Genomic DNA, 19,686 nt, shown 5'->3' with positions numbered 1-19,686 from the left:
TTTGCAAAAGAAAAAACTTTAAGAGTAGATGGAACAAATATATCTTGTAATGCTTGTAGCATTAGCATTATTGGCTTCAATAGATTTAATGGTAGGAGTAGCTAATGATGCCGTTAATTTTTTAAATTCTGGAATAGGATCTAAAGCAGTATCTTTTAAAACTTTAATGATAGTTGCGAGTATCGGTATTGCTTTGGGAGCCTTGTTTTCTAGTGGTATGATGGAAATTGCCCGTAGTGGTATTTTTGTGCCTGGCATGTTTACCTTCAATGATGTAATGATTATTTTCTTGGCTGTAATGATTACAGATGTCTTATTATTGGATATCTTTAATTCATTAGGATTGCCAACTTCTACTACAGTTTCTGTTGTTTTTTCTTTATTAGGAGGAGCTGTATGTTTAGGAGTTTATAAAATGATTTCTAATGATAATAATACGAACACGATTTTAGACTTTATCAATCAAGAGAAAGCTACAGAAATTGTGTCGAGTATTTTAATTTCTGTAGCGCTTTCATTTACGATTGGGGCTTTAATCCAATACTTATCTAGGATTATTTTTTCTTTTCACTATGAAAGAAGAGTAAAGTACTTTGGTGCTATTTTCGGCGGTATAGGTATTACAGCTATCACTTACTTTATTTTATTCAAAGGTCTAAAAAGTTCTTCTTTCATGACTGCGGATTTGAAAGAGTTAATGAAATCTAATCAAATGCTAATTATCGCAGTTTGTTTTGTGTTTTGGACGCTATTATCTCAAGTTTTAATCAGTTTAAAAGTAAACATTTTTAGAATTATTATTATTATAGGAACTTTTGCTTTAGCACTTGCTTTTGCAGGAAATGATTTAGTAAACTTTATTGGAGTGCCAATTGCCGCTTTACAATCCTATGATATTTATATCGCAGGTGGTAGTGATTCTACAATGTTGATGGGGGCTTTAGCATCTTCCGAATTAAAAGCTAATTTTTGGCTGTTATTGATAGGTGGTGGAATTATGGTATATACGCTTTGGACTTCTAAAAAAGCAAAAGAAGTAATTGCTACTGGTGTAGATTTATCAAGACAGAGTGAAGGAACGGAACGTTTTGATGCCAATAATTTATCAAGAGTTATTGTGAGAGGTGTTATGTATATTGGTCAAGTATTAAATTGTTTTTTACCAAAATCATTAGAAGTTAAAATAGACAAGCAGTTTACCAAAGTTGTACCTACTTCTAAAAAGAGTGAGCAACCTGCTTTTGATATGGTGAGAGCATCAGTAAATTTAATGGTTGCGAGTATCTTAATTGCCATAGGTACTTCTTTAAAATTACCATTATCTACAACTTATGTAACTTTTATGGTGGCTATGGGAACTTCTTTTGCAGATAGAGCTTGGGACAGAGAGAGTGCAGTTTATCGAGTGGCAGGAGTTATCAATGTTATTGGAGGTTGGTTTGTAACGGCATTTGTGGCTTTTTTAATGGCAGGAACCATAGCCGTACTATTAACCTTTGGGAAAGTGTTTGCCTTCTTTGCTTTAATGGTAACTGTGGGAATTCTTTTGTATAGAAGTGCTAGAAAACACATGAAGAAAACAAAAGAAAAAGAAGAAGAAATAAAGTTAAAGAAAGAAGATATTTTTTCTATTAAAGAAGTTATTTCTGAAAGTTCTTCTCAAGTAGGTAAAGTGATTCGTAAAACGAATGCACTGTATACCGATGTTATCAATAACTTAGGATTGCAAGACTTAGCGAAACTAAAAGAAAATAAAAAGAAACTTAAGAAATTAGAAAAAGATATTGATGACTTAAAAAGTAATGTGTATTATGTCATTAAAAATTTAGATGAAACCTCATTAGAAGCAAGTAAGTTTTATGTTCTTATTTTAGGTTACTTGCAAGATATGGTTCAGTCTATTGGGTATATTACAGTTAATAGTCATTCTCATATTAATAACAATCACAAACAATTAAAGTTCAATCAAATTAGAGATTTAAAATCAGTTGATAATAAATTGAAACATTTGTTTGATAGACTTACTGTAACATTCCAAAAAGAAGATTTTTCTCAAATTGATGAAATATTAAAAGAGAAAGCTAATCTTTTGGAATCTATTTCCGAATTAATTCAGAAACAAATCATAAGAATTAGAACGACAGAAAATAGTCCGAAAAACAGTAAATTGTATTTTGGATTGCTTTTAGAAACCAACGACTTAGTAAAAGCGACTATGAATTTACTAGAGCTGTTTAAAGAGTTTAACAAGCAAGTTGAAAATAAAAAATAAAAAAGAGCCTTAAAGGCTCTTTTTTATTGTATTATGCATTTGTAGCTTCAACCACAATTCCGCTGTCGTTGAGCATTTGCTTTAACATATTTTCTATTCCATTTTTTAAAGTAAAAGTAGAAGAAGGGCATCCGCTGCAAGCTCCTTGTAAAATTACTTTTACTTTTTTGGAATCTGCATCAAAGGATTCAAACATAATGTTTCCACCGTCACTTTGTACAGCAGGTTTTACATACTCTTCTAGAATATTTACAATTTGTTGAGAGGTTACATCTAAATTTTCAAAATAGGTTTCCTGTTGTTTTTGATGCGTTTCAGTCTTTACAATTTGCGATTCATCGACTACTTGATTTCCGTTTTCGATATATTCTTTTATAAAAGAGCGTAATTCCATTGTAATTTCACTCCAGTCAGCAATTTCATATTTAGTAATTGAAATGTAATTTTCATCAATAAAAACTTCCTTGACAAAGGGAAATTGGAACAATTCCTTAGCTAAAGGAGAAGCCTTGGTTTGATCAATATTTTTACATTCAATTAAGGTTTTGGTTAATAATTTATTGCTTACAAACTTTTGAACCGCTGGATTAGGAGTGGTTTCTGCATAAATCGTAATAGGTTGTTTTTTTACAGAAGTAACTTCTTGTTTCAGAATTTCTCCTCCATTTTTGATAAATTCTTCAATTTGATTGGCTACCGCATCTTGAACATCTCCCCATTCTACTATAGAAAATTTTTCTATGGCAATAAAATTACCTGAAATATATACTGTTTTAACAAAGGGTAAATAAAACAGTTGCATGGCTAATGGTGAATTTTTAGTCTCGTCAATGTTTTTAAATTCAAAATTTTGCCCTTTAATGATGGTCTCTTCCAATTCAAATTTTAAAATGGAAGGATTAGTGGTGTTTTTTATGGTTATTTTTGACATTATTTAGTAATCTTTTTGCAAAGATAACGAACTTATAACGTAAAAAAGAATTTAACTTTTAAATCTGTAAGTAAAAACCATTGATAATAACATAAAATTTATATCTTTGAAAAATTAGACAAAAGGCATTTAATCAAATAAAATCTTGATAAAAGAAATGGATTTTAAAAAAAGTTACTTATTTATTGTGTTGTTTTTAACACAACTCTCGTTTTCCCAAGAAGGAATTGCTGTTTACTCCGATTATCTATCCGATAATTATTATTTAATTCACCCTTCAATGGCTGGTGCTGCAAATTGTGGAAAAATACGTTTAACAGGTCGCCAACAATGGTTTGGACAAGAAGACGCACCCTCGTTGCAAACCTTGAGTTTTAATACATCTATTGATCAAGATGGTAAATCAGGTATAGGAGCTATTGTATTTAATGATAAAAATGGTTATCACTCTCAAAGAGGAGCTAAATTAACTTATGCACACCATTTACGTTTTTCAAGAGGAACGACTGACTTAAATCAATTGTCTTTTGGATTAAGTGCAGCGTTTATTCAAAGTCAATTAGATGAGACTAGTTTTACAAATCAAGCTTTTGACCCTTTTATTTTTGGAGGAATTTACCAAAAAGATGCTTATTTTAATGTTGATTTAGGGATGTCATATCATTTTCTAGATTTCTTTACTCACGTTACAGTTAAAAACTTTTTAGCCAACAGAAGAGAAATTTACACAGAAGGAATAGAATCTGATAATTTAAGAAAATTCTTGTGGAGTGCAGGTGCGGTATTTGGGGACGAAGATAGATTGTTATGGGAACCTTCTTTTATGTTTCAATATACGCAAGAAACTACTGAAAAAGCAATTGATTTAAACTTAAAAGTTTACAAAGGTGTTGAATTCGGTAGAGTATGGGGTGGTCTTTCATACAGAAGAAGTTTTGATGGAGCGGAATATTTAGATGGAAATGCAATTGGAGAGCAAAAATTACAATATATTACTCCAATTTTAGGAGTGAATTACAAACAGTTTATGTTTGCTTATACGTATTCTCATATTATTGGAGATATTAAATTTGATAATGGTGGTTTCCATCAAATTACTTTAGGTATAGATATATTCTGTAAAGCGAAAGAATGGAGTTGTAACTGTCCTGCGGTTAATTAATTCCTTAAAATATAAAATAACTAATGTCCCGATTTTTCGGGACATTTTTATATAACTTATTATGATTATTAAAGAAGTAAGAGGCAAATTTCCTCAGATACCTGAAGATTGTTATGTAGCAGAAAATGCAACTATAGTTGGAGATGTACAATTAGGTGAAAAATGCAGTGTATGGTTTAATGCTGTGATTAGAGGCGACGTTAACCGAATTGAAATAGGAAATAAGGTGAACATTCAAGATGGTGCCGTAATTCATTGTACCTATTTAAAGCATCCTACTAAAATTGGAAACAATGTTTCTATTGGTCATAATGCAATCGTTCACGGCTGTGAAATTAAAGACAATGTTTTAATTGGAATGGGAGCAATTGTGATGGATAATTGTGTCGTAAATAGTAATTCAATTATTGCAGCGGGTTCTGTAGTTACTCAAAATACCATTGTGGAATCGGGAACCATTTATGCGGGTGTGCCTGCTAAAAAAGTAAAAGCAATCGATGAAAGCGATTTTGCAGGTGAAATTGAACGCATTTCTAATAATTATGTAATGTATTCCGGGTGGTTTAAAGAAGAAGAATAGAAACGAGTCTTTGGGCTTACTTTATGACCTTGTACCTGCTGTGCGTTTTAGTTTCTAAAATAAATTTTAGAAAGCTATCACTTCCATCAGGGTTAGAAGGGGGAGTTTCGTGTTTTTTTGGACTTAAAAATCCTTCTCAAATACAGAATATTCGTGATTTAAAATGCTTTCTAAAACGCGAGGATTAGCATTGGTATAAAATTTTTGCCAACTAGCTTCTGTTGTCTTAGAAAGTAAATCATGTTTCTCTAATACTTTTTTAGTTTGTCGTGCTACGGCTTCACCAGAATCAATTATTTGGATATGTTCGGGAATTATTTTTTTAATTTGAGGAATAAGATACGGATAATGGCTGCAACCTAATACTAAATAATCAATATTCTGATCAATCATAGGTTTTAAATAACTTTCCAGCAGTTCATTCATTTCTGGAGAATTGATGTCTCCATTCTCAATTAATTGTACCAAACCATGGCCAATTTGTTCTATTACTTTAACGTTTGTAAAGTGAGAAAGTTTTTCGTGAAATAAATCACTGTTTAAAGTTCCTTTAGTGGCTAGAATGCCAATGGTTTGTGTCTTAGATTGATTAGCAGCTGGTTTGATAGCTGGTTCAATACCTATAAAAGGGACCTTATATTTTGAACGTAATTCGTTTATAGCATTTGTAGTTGCAGTGTTGCAAGCTACCACAATAATTTTAGCATTCTTATTCAATAAGAATTCTGTGTTTTTCATGGATAATGCTATAATTTCATCTTTGGTTTTTAAACCGTATGGGGCATTTTTACTATCGGCAAGATAGATGGTGTTTTCATTAGGTAATAACGCGTGAATTTCTTTCCAGATTGAAGTGCCTCCAATGCCAGAATCAAAAAGGCCTATAGGGTAATCCTTACTCATAAAACAAATGTAAAAAAAAACTGTTCAAATTAATTATAATTTGAACAGTTAAATGCGCTTTTATTTTGTTTTTTATTAGAAACCTAATTCTTTTTTCACATCCGCAAGAATGTTTGGTCCATTAGCTACTAATAAACCACTTCCTTCTGTTGCGTCAATTACATAATCATAACCTTTAGCAGTAGCTACTTTTTTAATTGCAGCTTGTGCTTTTTCCATAATAGGTTTTAATAAATCTAATTCTTTTTGTTGTAATTGTTTGCTAGCACTTTGTTGGAATTCTTGGATACGTTGTCCCATTCCTTGCATTTCTTTAGAACGTGTTTCGTTTAAAGCTTCTCCAGCTGTAGGAGCTTCTTGCTCATACTTTTGTAATTTTGTTTGATACTCTTGAACCATACCTTTGTATTCTTTATCATAAGTATCTTGGATAGTTTTTAATTGCGATTGAGCCGCTTTCATTTCTGGCATATTCGTCATCAATTCCTTAACATCAATATGAGCCATTTTTGATTGCGCTGATACTTGAGCTGTAATAAAAAGTACGAATGCAATAGCTAAAGTTTTTAATTGTTTCATTTTTCTATTTTAAATTTATTTAGGTTATTATTTATCTTCTTTTTCGTCTGTTTTATCTTTTTCAATTACTGTGCCATTTTTTTCAGCTTCGAGTTGTTTTCTTTTTTCTAGGGCTGCTTTTTTTCGCTCTTCAATAATTTTTTCTCTTGCTGCTTTTCGTTCTTCCATTAATTTTTCTCTAGCGGCTTTCTTTTCATCTAAAGCTTTTTGTCTTTCTGCTAAGGCTGGATTTTCATCTTGAATATCTTCTTTTGCTTCTTTTGCTTCTTGTGCTTTTAATTCTTTTTTAGACAATTGCTCTCTCCTTTCGGATCGCATAATAGCTCTTACAACTAAGTCGCTAATATCATGTCTTTTATCAGCAAATAAAATAGTTAAATCGGAAGATTTATCTAGAATAAAATCGTATCTTTTTTGTTCTGCAATATCTTGAATTGCAGTAAAAACCTGATCTTGAATTGGTTTTACTAGGATGGATTTTTGTATAATTAAATCACCACGAGCACCAAATCTTTTTTCTTGGTAGTCAAATAGCTCTTTCTCTTGAAAAGCAATTCCCTCTTCTCTTTCTTCAATAAGTTCTTTAGTAAGTAATACGCGTTCGGTATCTAGACTTTCTTTTAATTTTTTTATTTCGTTTTTTTTAATTTCAATATCTTCTTTCCATTTCGAAGCTTTTTGTTCTAATTGCATTTTTGCTTCTGCATAATCAGGAGCTTTTTCTAAGATATATTCCATGTCGATATATCCAATGCGAACGCTAGCAGATTGCGAAAAGCTCGTAAGAGAAATTACCAATGACGTTATAAAAAATATTTTTTTCATCTGTTGTTTATTTTTAGTTTTTAATTTTCAGATGTAACTCAAAAAACTGTCCGAAAGATAAGAAATGTTTTTATAAGTTTTGTTTTCATCTTTTGATTTTAAACTAAACGTAAAAAATACTAAAATTGTTGTCCAATAATAAAATGGGTTTGCCAACCACTTTTAACTCCTTGTCCTGGAATAGGGTCAAATCCATGTGCAAAATCAATACCTAATAATCCAAATGCAGGCATGAAAACGCGCAAACCGAAACCTGCAGAGCGTTGCATTTTAAATGGGTTGTAGTCTTTAAATTCATTGTAAGCTGCACCTGCTTCTAAGAAAGTTAATCCATAAATGGATGCTGCTTGTTTTAGTGTTATTGGATACCTTAATTCTAAAGAGAATTTATTATAAATAGTACCTCCATCTGTTGAAGATAGAGAGTTGTTAGGATAACCTCTTAATTGAATTACTTCTCTACCGTCTAGTGAAAAATTGGCTAATCCATCTCCACCTAAGTAGAAACGTTCAAATGGAACTAGACCTCTGTCTTGATTGTACGCTCCCATAAATCCAAACTCACCTAAAGAACGTAATACTAATTTGTCATAAATTCTTGTATACCAATCGGCTTTGAATTTTATTTTGTAATATTCTAACCAATTGAATCTTTTTTGGTCATATTTTCCTTGGTCTAAATCTGCATTTTCTGCAGTTGCTTTAATATAGCCACCATCAATAGTAGAATAACGAATATAATCCCCCTCATATACTACCTCTCCGGTGCTAAGGTTTGTAACAGGTACTATACCACTAGATTCTGTATATTTTAATTTGTATTCCTCTTGGTTTTTTAAGTTAGCATAATCTACTCCATTGAATAATGAATAAGGTGGTGTAAATCTACCGGTTACACTAAATTCAGAACCATACGTTGGGTAAATTGGGTTTACCCCTTTACTATTTCTACTTAAGCCAATTGTATAAGCAATGTTTCTAGAGGCTCCATTACCAAAAGTAAATAAGCCTGTATTATAATTGTTTAAATCATAATATTGGAATGATATACTTTGAGACAATACAAAGAAATCATCTGGTACATTTAATTGTTTCGCAATTCCAACACTTAAAGAAGTAATGTTGAAACTTTGATTTCTTGTTACATCTCTTGTACTATAGTTGTATAAAAATTGTTTACTGTGTGAAATAGAAGTTGAGAAACTTACTGGTTTTCTTCCACCAAACCAAGGTTCAGAAAAAGATAAGCTATACGTTTGGAAATAAGAACTACCTTGTAAACGCAGAGACATTTTTTGTCCGTCTCCCATAGGTAAGGGTTTGTAAGCATCTTTGTTAAAAATGTTTCTAGCTGAGAAATTGCTAAAAGAAAGTCCTAAAGTACCTATGAAGCCACCACCACCATAACCTCCTTGAAGTTCAATTTGACTAGCTCCTTTTTCTACAACATTATATTCAATATCAACAGTTCCTGCTTGAGCATCTACATTTTTAAAGTCGGGTTTAATAGATTCTGGGTCGAAAAACCCTAATTGACCGATTTCTCTAATAGAACGCACTAAATCATCTTTACTGTATTTGTTTCCAGGTTTTGTACGTAATTCACGGTAAATAACTTTGTCATTTGTTTTATCGTTCCCTACTACTGTAATTTTATTAAAATAAGCTATAGGACCTTCGGTAATTCTAATTTCGAAATCAATAGTATCATTAACAGTTTTTACTTCAACCGGGTTGATACTTGAAAATAAATAACCACTGTTTTGATAAAGGTTGGTTAAATCTTCTGCGTCTGGTTTTGTGTTGTCGGCAATTCTTTTTTGTAAAAGTACGCCATTGTATACGTCACCTTTCTTAATACCCAGTAATCTTGCTAATTGTTGGTCTGTATAAACCGTGTTACCTAAATATCTAATGTTTCCAAAATAATATTTGCGACCTTCTTCAAGATTGACTTTTATATCGATAAGGTTTTTTTCTTTGTCATAAGTCACCGAATCAGAAATAATTCGAGCATCTCGATATCCTTTTTCTTTGTATTTATCAATAACATTAACTAAGTCTTCTTTGTATTTTTCTTTGATGTATTTTGAAGCTTTAAAGATTCGAATTGGATTCCTTTGTTTCGTATTTTTGAAAGCTTTTCTAAGTTTTGTATCTGAAATTTCAGAATTACCTTCAAATGCAATACTTCTAACTTTTACTTTATCACCTTTGTCAATATTAACAAGCATTTTAACTTCTGTTTCTGTAGAATCAGGAGTGGTGCTAATAAATACTTTGGTATTGTAAAAGCCATCTTTTTTGTATTTGTTTTCGATGTAATTTTTAGTTGTAGTCACTAAATTTTCGTTGACTACTTTCCCTTTCTTTAAATCAACTTCTTTGATTAAATCTTCGGCTTTACCTTTTTTAATTCCTTGGATTTTAACATCAGATAATTTTGGAGATTCGATTAAGTTTAACTCTAAGAAAATACTGTCTCCTTTAATAGTGTTTACATAGAAATTAACATCGCTAAAAAGACCTAGCTTCCATAATTTTTTAATAGCTGTACTGATGTCTTCACCAGGAACTAGGATTCTTTGACCTTTTTCAAGCCCAGAAAACGTAACAACAGTTTGTTCGCTGTATTTAATTTTGCCTGTTACTTCTACACCTCCTAATATGTATTCTTTTCCGTTTTCTAGTTTTGTTTCTTGTGCAACTAATTTAGTACTATTACCTATAATCACAATGGTAAAAAGTAATTGTAAACCTTTTTTTAACATTTTTTTCTTATGAAATTTGTTCACTTGTTTTTCCAAATCTTCTTTCTCTACTTTGATAACTTATTATTGCTTTATATAAGTCTTCTTCGCTAAAATCAGGCCATAAGACATCTATAAAATAAAATTCAGCATATGCAATTTGCCAAAGTAAGAAATTACTTATTCGGTGTTCACCACTGGTGCGAATCACTAAATCAACATCTGGCAAATTGTGCGTGTAAAGATGCTCATTAATAATTGATTCGTCAATAGTGTTAGTAGAAATTATATTATTTTTAACTTTATCAGAAATTTTTTTAACAGCTTGAATAAGTTCTTCTCTAGCACCATAACTTAGGGCTAAAGTTAATGTCATTCTAGTGTTTTCGGAAGTTTTTTGAATTACTTCATTTAATTCTTTTTGAACTTTAAGAGGTAAATTTGTTAAATTCCCAATTGCATTCAAACGGATGTTGTTTTGAGATAATGTCTTTAATTCTTTTTTTAATGAAGAAATTAAGAGTTTCATTAAGGTGTCTACTTCTAATTTTGGACGATTCCAATTTTCTGTAGAGAAAGCATAAAGTGTTAGATTCTTTATTCCAAGTTTGGCACAAATTTCCACAGTTGTTTTTACTGATTTTGTACCGCTTTCGTGGCCAAGAGTTCTTAATAGACCTTTTTGTTTTGCCCAACGGCCATTTCCGTCCATAATAATGGCTAAATGACTGGGTAGTTTTGTGTTGTCTATTTGTTCTTTTATACTCATAATTAATTTGCGCAGAAACAAGGGTTTTGTCCAAAAGTATAGGTTAACGTAATTCCTGAGAACACGTACCAGTCTTTACTGTTAAGATTTCCAAATCTAAGCGGTGCTAAATTATTGTTTTTAGGATTGCTTCCATCTAGATTATCTGTAAAGGTATATCGTATTCCTACTTCTGCTCCCAAAACAAAGTTTCTATAAAGTCTAGTTTTTAAACCTACAATCATTGGGATTGCAATTTGACTAGATCTGTAATCTATCTCTTCTGTATTTGTAAGATAAAAAATTTCATTATATACAAAATAGCTTACACCAGTTGAAACATAGGGAGTGAATGCTTTTTCAGAATCATGTAAATTGAATTCAAAAAAATTAAACTCTAATCCTAAAGTAAAATCATGAATGCTATTTTGAAAGTTTTTATCTCTTAAATATCTACTTGGAACATTACTATCGCTATCAGCTGATTCAATTTTAGAGTAGGTATAAGATAACCGGTAAGAGTGTCTTGTACTTTTGTTCCATTTGTATAAAAACCCAAAAGCAACTTTATTAGGGGAGATATAATTAGTTGGTCCTATGTCTCCAATATAGTTAGAACCTCCTAAAAAAACACCTAATTCGTTAATTTGAGCTGTTATAGCAGTTGTACTCAATAATAAGAATATGTAAATAAAAAACTTTCTCATTTTTAAAAATAGTTTGCAAATATAATAATATAGATTTCTTTACCGCACTTAAATGAAAATTTTATTCCTATTTAAACGGTTAAGTATAAACGCAAAAAAAAAGTAAAAGTTATATAGGGGACATTAATTTCTTCGATCTTCACCCCAGAGGAGTTTTTTTCTAATGGTTTTTAAAAATCCTTCTTCATTAAAGGCAACCATATTTATTTCAAATGAGGTCTTTTCTATTTTTAGTAATGTTTCGTTTGTTACTGAGGTAATTCTTGAATCTAATGAAACCAAGTATTGTTCTTCTCTTCCTGAAACTTTTAATGTTATTTCGGTGTCATCTGGTATAACTAAAGGTCTTGCGTTTAAGTTATGTGGTGCAATAGGTGTAATCACTAAGCTATTTACATTGGGTGTTAGTACAGGGCCACCGCAACTTAATGAATAGCCTGTTGAGCCTGTTGGCGTGGATATAATCAATCCATCTGCCCAATATGAGGTTAAATATTCACCATTTAAATACGTCTCAATAGTTATCATAGATGTAGTGTCTTTTCTTGAAACGGTTATTTCATTCAAGGCAAAATTTAAATCTACTAAATCTGGATTTTTAGGAGTGCAGGATAAGCTTAGCAAACTTCTTTTGGAAATAGAGTAGTCTCTGGCTAAAATTCGATGTAAAAATGGTTCAATGCTTTTAATTTGTACCGTTGCTAAAAAACCTAATCTCCCTGCGTTAATACCAACTATAGGAATGTTTTTATCTCGAACATAGGTAACTGCTCTTAAAATAGTCCCATCTCCACCAATACTAATTAAAACATCAATATCATGTTCTAATTCTTCATGTGAAGAATAGGAATTGCATTTTTCTTTTAGTTCCGTCTTAATATTTTGTTTGAATTTTTTTTCAATAATGACGAACACTTTATTTTCGAGGAGTATTTGAAGTACCTTTTCTACAATTTCTTCTGTGTCAGATTGATAATATTGGCCAAAAATTGCAATTTTCATGTCGAGATGATGTTTTTTCAATTGGATAAGCCAATTAGATGTTTAAGTATTTGTCTAGATAATCTGAACGCTCTTTTAGATTTTTAAGATAGGAATCTTCTTGGTGTTCCGAAACAATTTCATACTCGTATCTTCGGAAGGTTTGAATAATTTCATTTAAGGAACTTTCGCTAATTTTTAAAGTAACTTCAATAAAATTAGCTTCTGTTTTTGAAATGAAAAGGCCTAATAGTTTAGCGTTGTTGCTTTCTACTATTTGGGTAACTTGGCTCATCGAGAATCCAGATATTTCTTTTTTAATAACAAGAATACCTCCTTCTTCTCTTAGAAAAGGGGTCTCATGAAAAAATTTGATAACATCATCAAGCTCATAATAACCGATATATTTATTTTGTTCGTTTAATACAGGAACAATATTCGCTTCGTTTTTAGCAAATTCTTCCAAGACATCTAACCAGATCATTTGGGAACGAACATAAAAACGGTCAAATTCATATCGGCATTCTCCAATGGTTTTATGACTTGGATGAATTTCGGCTTCTTCTTTGGAAATACAACCTATGAAAACATTTTCCTCAGTAACTGGAAAATGAGAATAATTATAATCAGCAAATAAATCTTGTGCTTCAGCAATGGTTTCTTTGCTTTTAAGTGGTTTAATATCTATATTTAAAAAATCAATTAATGTATTCATTGTAGATTTTATAATTATTTTACTGCAAATTAATCAAAAATTGCTTATCAAAGCTATTAATACTTTGTATTTTTGTAAAGTTAATAAAAAAGAATATGACAAAGTTATCAGTAAATATTAATAAAATAGCAACTTTAAGAAATTCTAGAGGTGGAAATGTTCCTAATTTATTAAAAGTAGCACAAGATTTAGAAAATTTCGGTGCACAAGGTATTACAATTCACCCTAGACCCGATGAAAGACATATTAAATATCAAGATGCATTCGACTTAAAATCTATTGTGCATACCGAATATAATATAGAAGGTAACCCAATTCCAAAATTTATGGATTTAGTTTTACAAATTAAACCTACCCAAGTTACCTTAGTGCCCGATGCTGATGATGCTATTACTTCTAATGCTGGCTGGAATACCGTGAAACATAAAGATTTCTTGATTGATGTTATAAACGAATGTAAAAGAAACGGAATTCGAACTTCTATTTTTGTAGATCCAGTACTTGAAATGATTGAAGGAGCCAAAGAAACAGGAACAGATAGAATTGAATTGTATACTGAAGAATTTGCGAAACAATATGAGTTAGGTAATACAAAGGGAATTGATTCTTATGTAGTAGCTGCAGTTAGAGCAAATGAATTAGGGTTAGGTATTAATGCTGGACATGATTTAAGTTTAGACAATATACAGTTTTTTAAAGAAAATATTCCTAACTTGTTAGAGGTTTCAATTGGTCATGCTTTAATTTCGGAGTCCATTTATCTTGGAATAGAAAATGTAGTAAATATGTATCTTCAAAAATTAAAATAATGATTTTTTCAAAAGTAGAAGGTAAAGGAACTCCTTTTTTGATTATTCATGGTTTTTTAGGGATGTCGGATAACTGGAAAACATTAGGAGGGCAATTTGTAGATGAAGGATTTGAAGTGCATTTGCTTGATATGAGAAATCATGGAAGAAGTTTTCATTCTGATATCTTTAATTATGATGTAATGGTTGAAGATGTTTTGGCTTATTGTAATGAAAATAAATTGAATGATGTTGTTTTGTTAGGGCATTCAATGGGAGGAAAGGTTGCGATGCAGTTTGCTTGTCAGTATCCAGATTTGGTTTCAAAGCTCATAGTTGCAGATATAGGGCCTAAATTTTATGCTCCCCATCATCAAACAATTTTAGAAGGATTGAATGCAGTTGATTTTGATCTAAAACCCAGCCGAAGCGAGGTTGATGCAATAGTATCAAAATATATTACTGATTTCGGTACGCGTCAATTCCTATTGAAAAATTTGTATTGGATTGAGCCTGGTCAATTGGCTTTCCGATTTAATTTAAAAAGTTTGATAAAAAATAGTGATGTAATTGGAAAAGAATTACCAGCTGGTTTAACTTTTCCAAAAGAAACTCTTTTTTTAAGAGGATCACAATCTAATTATATTGAAGATAGTGATTTTGAAACTATAAAAGTATTATTTCCTAGGAGTGAGATAGTTACTATTTCAAATGCAGGACATTGGTTGCATGCTGAAAATCCTAAAGATTTTTTTATGGAAGTAATGAATTTTTTGAAATAAAAAATAAATTTATTATGAATGCATAATATTTTAAGGTAAAAAATTGTAAATTCCATATTTTATTATAATTTTGGTATATAGATATTAATAAATTCAAGAAAAACTAACACATTTTAACATTATGAGAAAATTACTTTCTTTAACATTAATGGCTTTAGCAAGCTCTACTGCTTTTGCGGGTGGTTATAGGGTGAGTATTCAAGGTCAGAAACAATTGGCTATGGGGCATACGGGTGTTGCTGTAGTAAATAGTGCGGAGACTGCTTTTTTTAATCCTGCAGGGATGGCTTATTTAGATAAAAAATTCAATTTATCTGTTGGAGCTAGTGGGTTGTTTGCAAAAGTAAGATTTCAAGAAAACACCTATAATACGACTGCTTCTTCGGATAATTTTGGCACACCATTTAATGCTTATGCTACTTATAAGTTGAATGATTGGTTAACAGCAGGTTTGGCGGTTTATACCCCATACGGAAGTGCTGTAGATTGGGATCAAAACTGGCAAGGAGCTTACTTGGTTAATAATATTGATTTAAAAGCAATTTTCATTCAACCAACAGTTTCAGTTAGAGTAGGTGAACATTTTAGTATTGGTGGAGGACCTATATATGCTACTGGTGCTGTTACTTTTAATAGAAATTTATATGCTTCAAACACTACTTTTCAAGTTGATGGTGATCCAACGGATTTAACAATTGAAGGTAAAGGAATTTCTGCTTGGGGATATAATATTGGTATGATGTTTAACCCAACTGATAAAATTAGATTAGGTTTAAACTATCGTTCAGAAATAATGATGGAAGCTAGAGATGGAGATGCTATATTTAATGATGTTCCTGATTTTGCTCAAACTACTTTAACGAATACAACTTTTAACGCAGACCTACCATTACCTGCTGAAGTAACTGCTGGTATTTCGGTTCAAGTAACAGATAAATGGTTGTTTGCATTTGATTTTAACCATACAATGTGGAGTGCTTACAAAAGCTTAAACGTAAGTTTTAATAATGGATTGCCAACTTCTGTAAATCCAAGAAACTATAAAGATGCGTCTACATATAGATTTGGAACACAATATAAAGCTAACGATAAATTTACTTTTAGAGCAGGTTATTATTTTGACGAAAGTCCAGTTCAAGATGGTTATTTTGCTCCAGAAACGCCACGTAACGATTCTAATGCATTCACTGGTGGTTTAACGTATCAATTAAATGAAAAATTTGGAATTGATGTTTCGTTCTTATATATTCATTTTGATGAAATTGACAATTCTTATGATTACAATCCTAATGGTGAATTTGCAGGAACTTACAAGTCAGTTGTGTTTTCACCAGGTGTTGGTATAACTTATGGTTTTTAATAAAAAAATATAGAAAATGAAAAATAAATTTATATACTTAGCTATTTTAGCTGCTGGTTTTGCTTCATGTGAGCCAGAATTTGATAATCCAGTATCAACTGACGACTATTCAGCTGGAGAAGCTGATTTTTCTTCTTATGTTGCAGTAGGAAACTCTTTAACTGCAGGTTATATGGATGGTACGGTTTATAAATCGGGCCAAGCAAATTCATTTCCAAGTTTGTTAGCGAAGCAATTTGCTTTAGTAGGTGGTGGTGCTTTTACACAGCCTTCTTATGAAGATGATGTGAATAATTATGGAGGATTAACGTTAGGAGGAATTCCAATTGCTTCTACAAGATTAGTTATTGATGCTGCTGAAGGAAGACCAGAGAACATTACAGGTTCTTCAACAATTGAAGTTACAAATTTACAAGCTACTGCTTATAATAATATGGGAGTGCCAGGAGCAAAATCTTTCCATTTAGTAGCGCCAGGTTATGGTAATGTTGCAGGTGTAGCGACAGGCCAAGCAAATCCATATTTTGCAAGACATGCCACTTCGGCTTCAGCAACAGTTTTAGGAGATGCAATGATGAAAAACCCAACATTCTTTACCAATTGGATTGGTAATAATGATGTACTTTCTTATTCAACTAATGGAGGAGCTGCTTCTTCAACAAATGTTTATGATAATACGGCTGCAGCGGATCATAATGCTACTGGTAATTTAGACCCAAGTACGTATGGAGGAAATGATATTACTAATTCAAATGTTTTTGGTAGTGTATACAGTACTTTAATTAATACACTTACTTCTGGTGGAGCAAAAGGAGTAGTTGCTACGGTTCCTAATGTAACGTCAATTCCTTATTTTACAACAGTTCCTTATGCACCTTTAACAGCGCAAGGATTAGGTAAAGCTTTAACACCTCCTGGATCAGACGCGGCTACACAAATTGCAGCTGGTACTGCAGCAATGGGACAATTAAATGCGCAACTATACGCTTTGTTGGATGGTATATTTACTGCTGGTAACGAGCCTGATAGAGTAAATGTTTTAGATCCTAATACTGCAAATCCAGTTTTAATTTATGATGTTGATGCTGCAGATAGGTCAGCTCAAATTTCAGGTTATTTACAAGCAGTATTAAACTATGATGCTGGAACTGCAAACGCTTTTGGAGCTATTTTTGGTAAAGCAAGACAAACTACTGCTACAGATTTAGTAGTGCTTCCTGCTTCTTCTTTTATTGGATCTACTAACGTGAATGCACCAGCGAATATTAACGCAAATGGTATTTCTTATCCATTAGGTAATAAATGGGTTTTAACACCTCAAGAACAAGCTAAGGTAAAAGCAGCTACAGATGCTTATAATGCAAGTATCAAAGCAATTGCTCAAGATAAAAATTTAGCTGTGGCAGATATGAATGCTATTTTAAATCAGTTAGTAAGTGGTTTAAAAGCAGATAATGGAACATGGTATACTGCAAATTATTTTAATAGTGCAACTACAGAATTTAAAGTATTATTCTCTTTAGATGGAGTACATCCAAATGCAAGAGGTTACGCTGTAATATCAAATGAAATTATTAAAGTGATTAATTCACATTATAAAGCAAACTTGCCATTATTGAATCCAAATGATTATCCAGGAATTCATATTGTTCCAATAAATTAAGATATTGGACAAAAATCTTATAGTAAAAGACACCTTTTTAGGTGTCTTTTTTTTATCTTTAAAATAAAAAATGAATTTACTTATTAAACTTTTAATTACGACTGTTTTGGTAGTTGTGATTTCTAAATTTTTACCAGGCGTAAGTATAGCTAGTTATCAAAGTGCTTTTATTGTGGCTATTGTTTTGGCATTGTTAAATGCTTTTTTAAAACCCATATTAGTATTTTTAACCATTCCAGCAACCATTCTTACATTAGGATTGTTTTTGTTTGTCATTAATGCAGTAATTATCATGATTGGTGATTATTTTGTGGGTGGCTTCTCAGTTTCAGGATTTTGGACGGCCTTATTATTTAGTATCATTCTTTCCGTTTGTCAATCAATATTAAATGGAATTTTTATTGAAAAAGACTAATTTTTGCATGTAAAGAAATTGATAGAATAAAATTCTAGGGAATAAATTTTACAGAATTGAAATTCAATCAATTAAAAAGTTGCTTGAGTTGTAAAAAATATTTAATTTTGCAACCCAATTTTCATGTCAATAAAAAATAATATAATGAATATTACAAGAGAGCAAGTTGATGCTTTAAACGCAATTGTTACGGTTGCGGTTACTAAAGAGGATTATGCAGATAAAGTGCAAAAAGTATTAGCAGACTACAGAAAAAATGCTAACATACCGGGTTTTAGAAAAGGAGCTGTGCCAATGAGTTTGATTCAAAAACAATATGGTAAAGCAGTACTTTTAGACGAAGTAAATAAAATATTACAAGCTTCTTTAAATGATTATTTAGTTGAAGAAAAATTAGATATTTTAGGAAATCCACTTCCAAAAGTAACGGAAGACTTCGATTGGAATAAAGACGATTTTACTTTTGAATTTGAATTAGGTTTAGCTCCAGAATTTGCAGTTGATTTAGATGCAAAGTCAAATGTGACTAAATTTGATATCGTCGCTGATGACAAAATGCTTGACGAACAAGTAGAGCGTATTCAAAAGCAATATGGTAAAATGATTTCTCAAGATAAAGTGGAAGAAGATCATACTTTAAGAGGGACTTTTTCAAATGAAGAGAAAGGAATTCACAATACCACTACCATTACTTTAGATATTTTCAATGATAAAAAAACAGCAAAGAAATTTGTAGGTAAAAAAGTAGGTGATGTTGTTTCTTTAGAGACAAAAGGACTTTTTGATGACGACCATAAATTAATGGACTATTTAAAAGTTTCTCATGATGATGTTCATGGTTTAGATATTACTGTTGATTTCACTATTGAAGAAATCAATGCAGTTGAAAAAGCGGAATTAAATCAAGAATTGTTTGATAAATTATTTGGAGAAGGAAATGTAACTTCTGTTGAGGAATTAAAAGCTAAAATTAAGGAAGATGCTGAAGCGCAGTTTGCTCAACAAGCCGATCAAAAATTCTTAAATGATGTTATTGAGTCTTTAATTGATAACACAAAATTTGATTTACCAGCTGTGTTCTTGAAAAAATGGATTCAAACTGTAGGAGAAAACCCATTGTCTACTGAACAAGCAGAAGAGGAATATGCTAAATCGGAAAAAGGATTGCGTTACCAATTAATTGAGAACAAAATCATTGCTTCAAATAATTTGCAAATTCAATTTGAAGATTTAAAAGCACACACTGCAGAATTAATCAAGAAACAAATGGCTCAGTTTGGTCAATTGAATCCAACAGATGAAGAGGTAGATGGAATTGTGGCTAGAGTGCTTTCCAATCAAGAAGAAGTAAAACGTTTGTCTGAGCAAGTAATGAGCGAAAAGATGTTGAGCTTGTTCAAAGAAAAGATTAAAGCAAAATCTAAAAAAGTAAACTACCAAGAGTTTATTAAAGAGATGTACGGAGAATAAATTTCTCGTAAAAAATAATTATCTTTGAACGTCAAACTATGGTTTGACGTTCTTA

General features: G+C 31.3%; 18 protein-coding genes. 9 read left to right on the top strand and 9 right to left on the bottom strand.

What is annotated here, in order from left to right; translation table 11 throughout:
* Positions 1-28 precede the first annotated feature (28 nt).
* Positions 29-2,272 (top strand): inorganic phosphate transporter, encoded by a 2,244-nt coding sequence (locus FHG05_RS06515; protein ID WP_140997209.1) that lies wholly within the window; start codon positions 29-31, stop codon positions 2,270-2,272.
* A 31-nt stretch (positions 2,273-2,303) separates the two neighbouring features.
* On the opposite strand, the gene FHG05_RS06510 is transcribed toward FHG05_RS06515, so the two are convergent.
* Complete coding sequence (locus tag FHG05_RS06510; protein WP_140997208.1) at positions 2,304-3,203, bottom strand: NifU family protein; 900 nt, start codon at positions 3,201-3,203, stop codon at positions 2,304-2,306.
* Between the two features lie 157 nt (positions 3,204-3,360).
* Here FHG05_RS06510 and FHG05_RS06505 point away from each other — a divergent pair, with 157 nt between their 5' ends.
* Together FHG05_RS06505 and FHG05_RS06500 are read left to right on the top strand one after the other, a co-directional pair.
* Positions 3,361-4,365 (top strand): PorP/SprF family type IX secretion system membrane protein, encoded by a 1,005-nt coding sequence (locus FHG05_RS06505; RefSeq protein WP_140997207.1) that lies wholly within the window; start codon positions 3,361-3,363, stop codon positions 4,363-4,365.
* A gap of 61 nt (positions 4,366-4,426) precedes the next feature.
* Positions 4,427-4,945: a gamma carbonic anhydrase family protein gene (locus tag FHG05_RS06500; RefSeq protein WP_140997206.1), complete on the top strand. Its 519-nt coding sequence runs from the start codon at positions 4,427-4,429 to the stop codon at positions 4,943-4,945.
* Between the two features lie 123 nt (positions 4,946-5,068).
* On the opposite strand, the gene murI is transcribed toward FHG05_RS06500, so the two are convergent.
* From murI to FHG05_RS06460, 8 genes are all read right to left on the bottom strand, one after another.
* The gene (gene murI, locus FHG05_RS06495) at positions 5,069-5,848 is read right to left on the bottom strand and encodes a glutamate racemase (RefSeq protein WP_140997205.1); all 780 of its coding nucleotides are present in this window, start codon (positions 5,846-5,848) and stop codon (positions 5,069-5,071) included.
* 75 nt (positions 5,849-5,923) lie between these two features.
* A complete protein-coding gene (locus FHG05_RS06490) occupies positions 5,924-6,427 on the bottom strand; it encodes an OmpH family outer membrane protein (protein WP_140997204.1) in 504 nt (167 codons plus the stop codon).
* Positions 6,428-6,454: 27 nt separating this feature from the next.
* Positions 6,455-7,252 (bottom strand): OmpH family outer membrane protein, encoded by a 798-nt coding sequence (locus tag FHG05_RS06485; protein WP_140997203.1) that lies wholly within the window; start codon positions 7,250-7,252, stop codon positions 6,455-6,457.
* 119 nt (positions 7,253-7,371) lie between these two features.
* Positions 7,372-10,023 (bottom strand): outer membrane protein assembly factor BamA, encoded by a 2,652-nt coding sequence (bamA, locus tag FHG05_RS06480; protein ID WP_140997202.1) that lies wholly within the window; start codon positions 10,021-10,023, stop codon positions 7,372-7,374.
* A 7-nt stretch (positions 10,024-10,030) separates the two neighbouring features.
* On the bottom strand, positions 10,031-10,771 hold the full coding sequence (locus tag FHG05_RS06475; RefSeq protein ID WP_140997201.1) for an isoprenyl transferase: 741 nt from the start codon (positions 10,769-10,771) through the stop codon (positions 10,031-10,033).
* Positions 10,772-10,773: 2 nt separating this feature from the next.
* A complete protein-coding gene (gene porG, locus FHG05_RS06470; RefSeq protein WP_140997200.1) occupies positions 10,774-11,457 on the bottom strand; it encodes a type IX secretion system protein PorG in 684 nt (227 codons plus the stop codon).
* Between the two features lie 123 nt (positions 11,458-11,580).
* Positions 11,581-12,459: an NAD kinase gene (locus FHG05_RS06465; protein WP_140997199.1), complete on the bottom strand. Its 879-nt coding sequence runs from the start codon at positions 12,457-12,459 to the stop codon at positions 11,581-11,583.
* 34 nt (positions 12,460-12,493) lie between these two features.
* Positions 12,494-13,153, bottom strand: coding sequence for a CBS domain-containing protein (locus tag FHG05_RS06460; RefSeq protein ID WP_140997198.1), 660 nt, complete (start codon positions 13,151-13,153; stop codon positions 12,494-12,496).
* A gap of 95 nt (positions 13,154-13,248) precedes the next feature.
* Between FHG05_RS06460 and FHG05_RS06455 the strand changes: the two genes are divergently transcribed.
* The 6 genes from FHG05_RS06455 to tig all read left to right on the top strand — a co-directional run bounded on the left by FHG05_RS06455 (position 13,249) and on the right by tig (position 19,631).
* A complete protein-coding gene (locus FHG05_RS06455) occupies positions 13,249-13,962 on the top strand; it encodes a pyridoxine 5'-phosphate synthase (RefSeq protein WP_140997197.1) in 714 nt (237 codons plus the stop codon).
* A complete protein-coding gene (locus FHG05_RS06450; RefSeq protein ID WP_140997196.1) occupies positions 13,962-14,723 on the top strand; it encodes an alpha/beta fold hydrolase in 762 nt (253 codons plus the stop codon). The genes FHG05_RS06455 and FHG05_RS06450 overlap by 1 nt, the downstream gene beginning before the upstream one ends.
* Before the next feature lie 121 nt (positions 14,724-14,844).
* Positions 14,845-16,083 (top strand): OmpP1/FadL family transporter, encoded by a 1,239-nt coding sequence (locus FHG05_RS06445; RefSeq protein WP_157504187.1) that lies wholly within the window; start codon positions 14,845-14,847, stop codon positions 16,081-16,083.
* Between the two features lie 16 nt (positions 16,084-16,099).
* On the top strand, positions 16,100-17,746 hold the full coding sequence (locus FHG05_RS06440) for an SGNH/GDSL hydrolase family protein (RefSeq protein WP_140997194.1): 1,647 nt from the start codon (positions 16,100-16,102) through the stop codon (positions 17,744-17,746).
* 70 nt (positions 17,747-17,816) lie between these two features.
* Positions 17,817-18,161 (top strand): phage holin family protein, encoded by a 345-nt coding sequence (locus FHG05_RS06435; RefSeq protein WP_140997193.1) that lies wholly within the window; start codon positions 17,817-17,819, stop codon positions 18,159-18,161.
* Positions 18,162-18,305: 144 nt separating this feature from the next.
* Positions 18,306-19,631 (top strand): trigger factor, encoded by a 1,326-nt coding sequence (tig, locus tag FHG05_RS06430; protein WP_140997192.1) that lies wholly within the window; start codon positions 18,306-18,308, stop codon positions 19,629-19,631.
* Positions 19,632-19,686: the final 55 nt, after the last annotated feature.

The sequence above is a fragment of the Flavobacterium profundi genome, from assembly GCF_006491645.1.
GTDB lineage: Bacteria > Bacteroidota > Bacteroidia > Flavobacteriales > Flavobacteriaceae > Flavobacterium > Flavobacterium profundi.
This window is presented reverse-complemented; position numbering and strand designations above follow the sequence as displayed.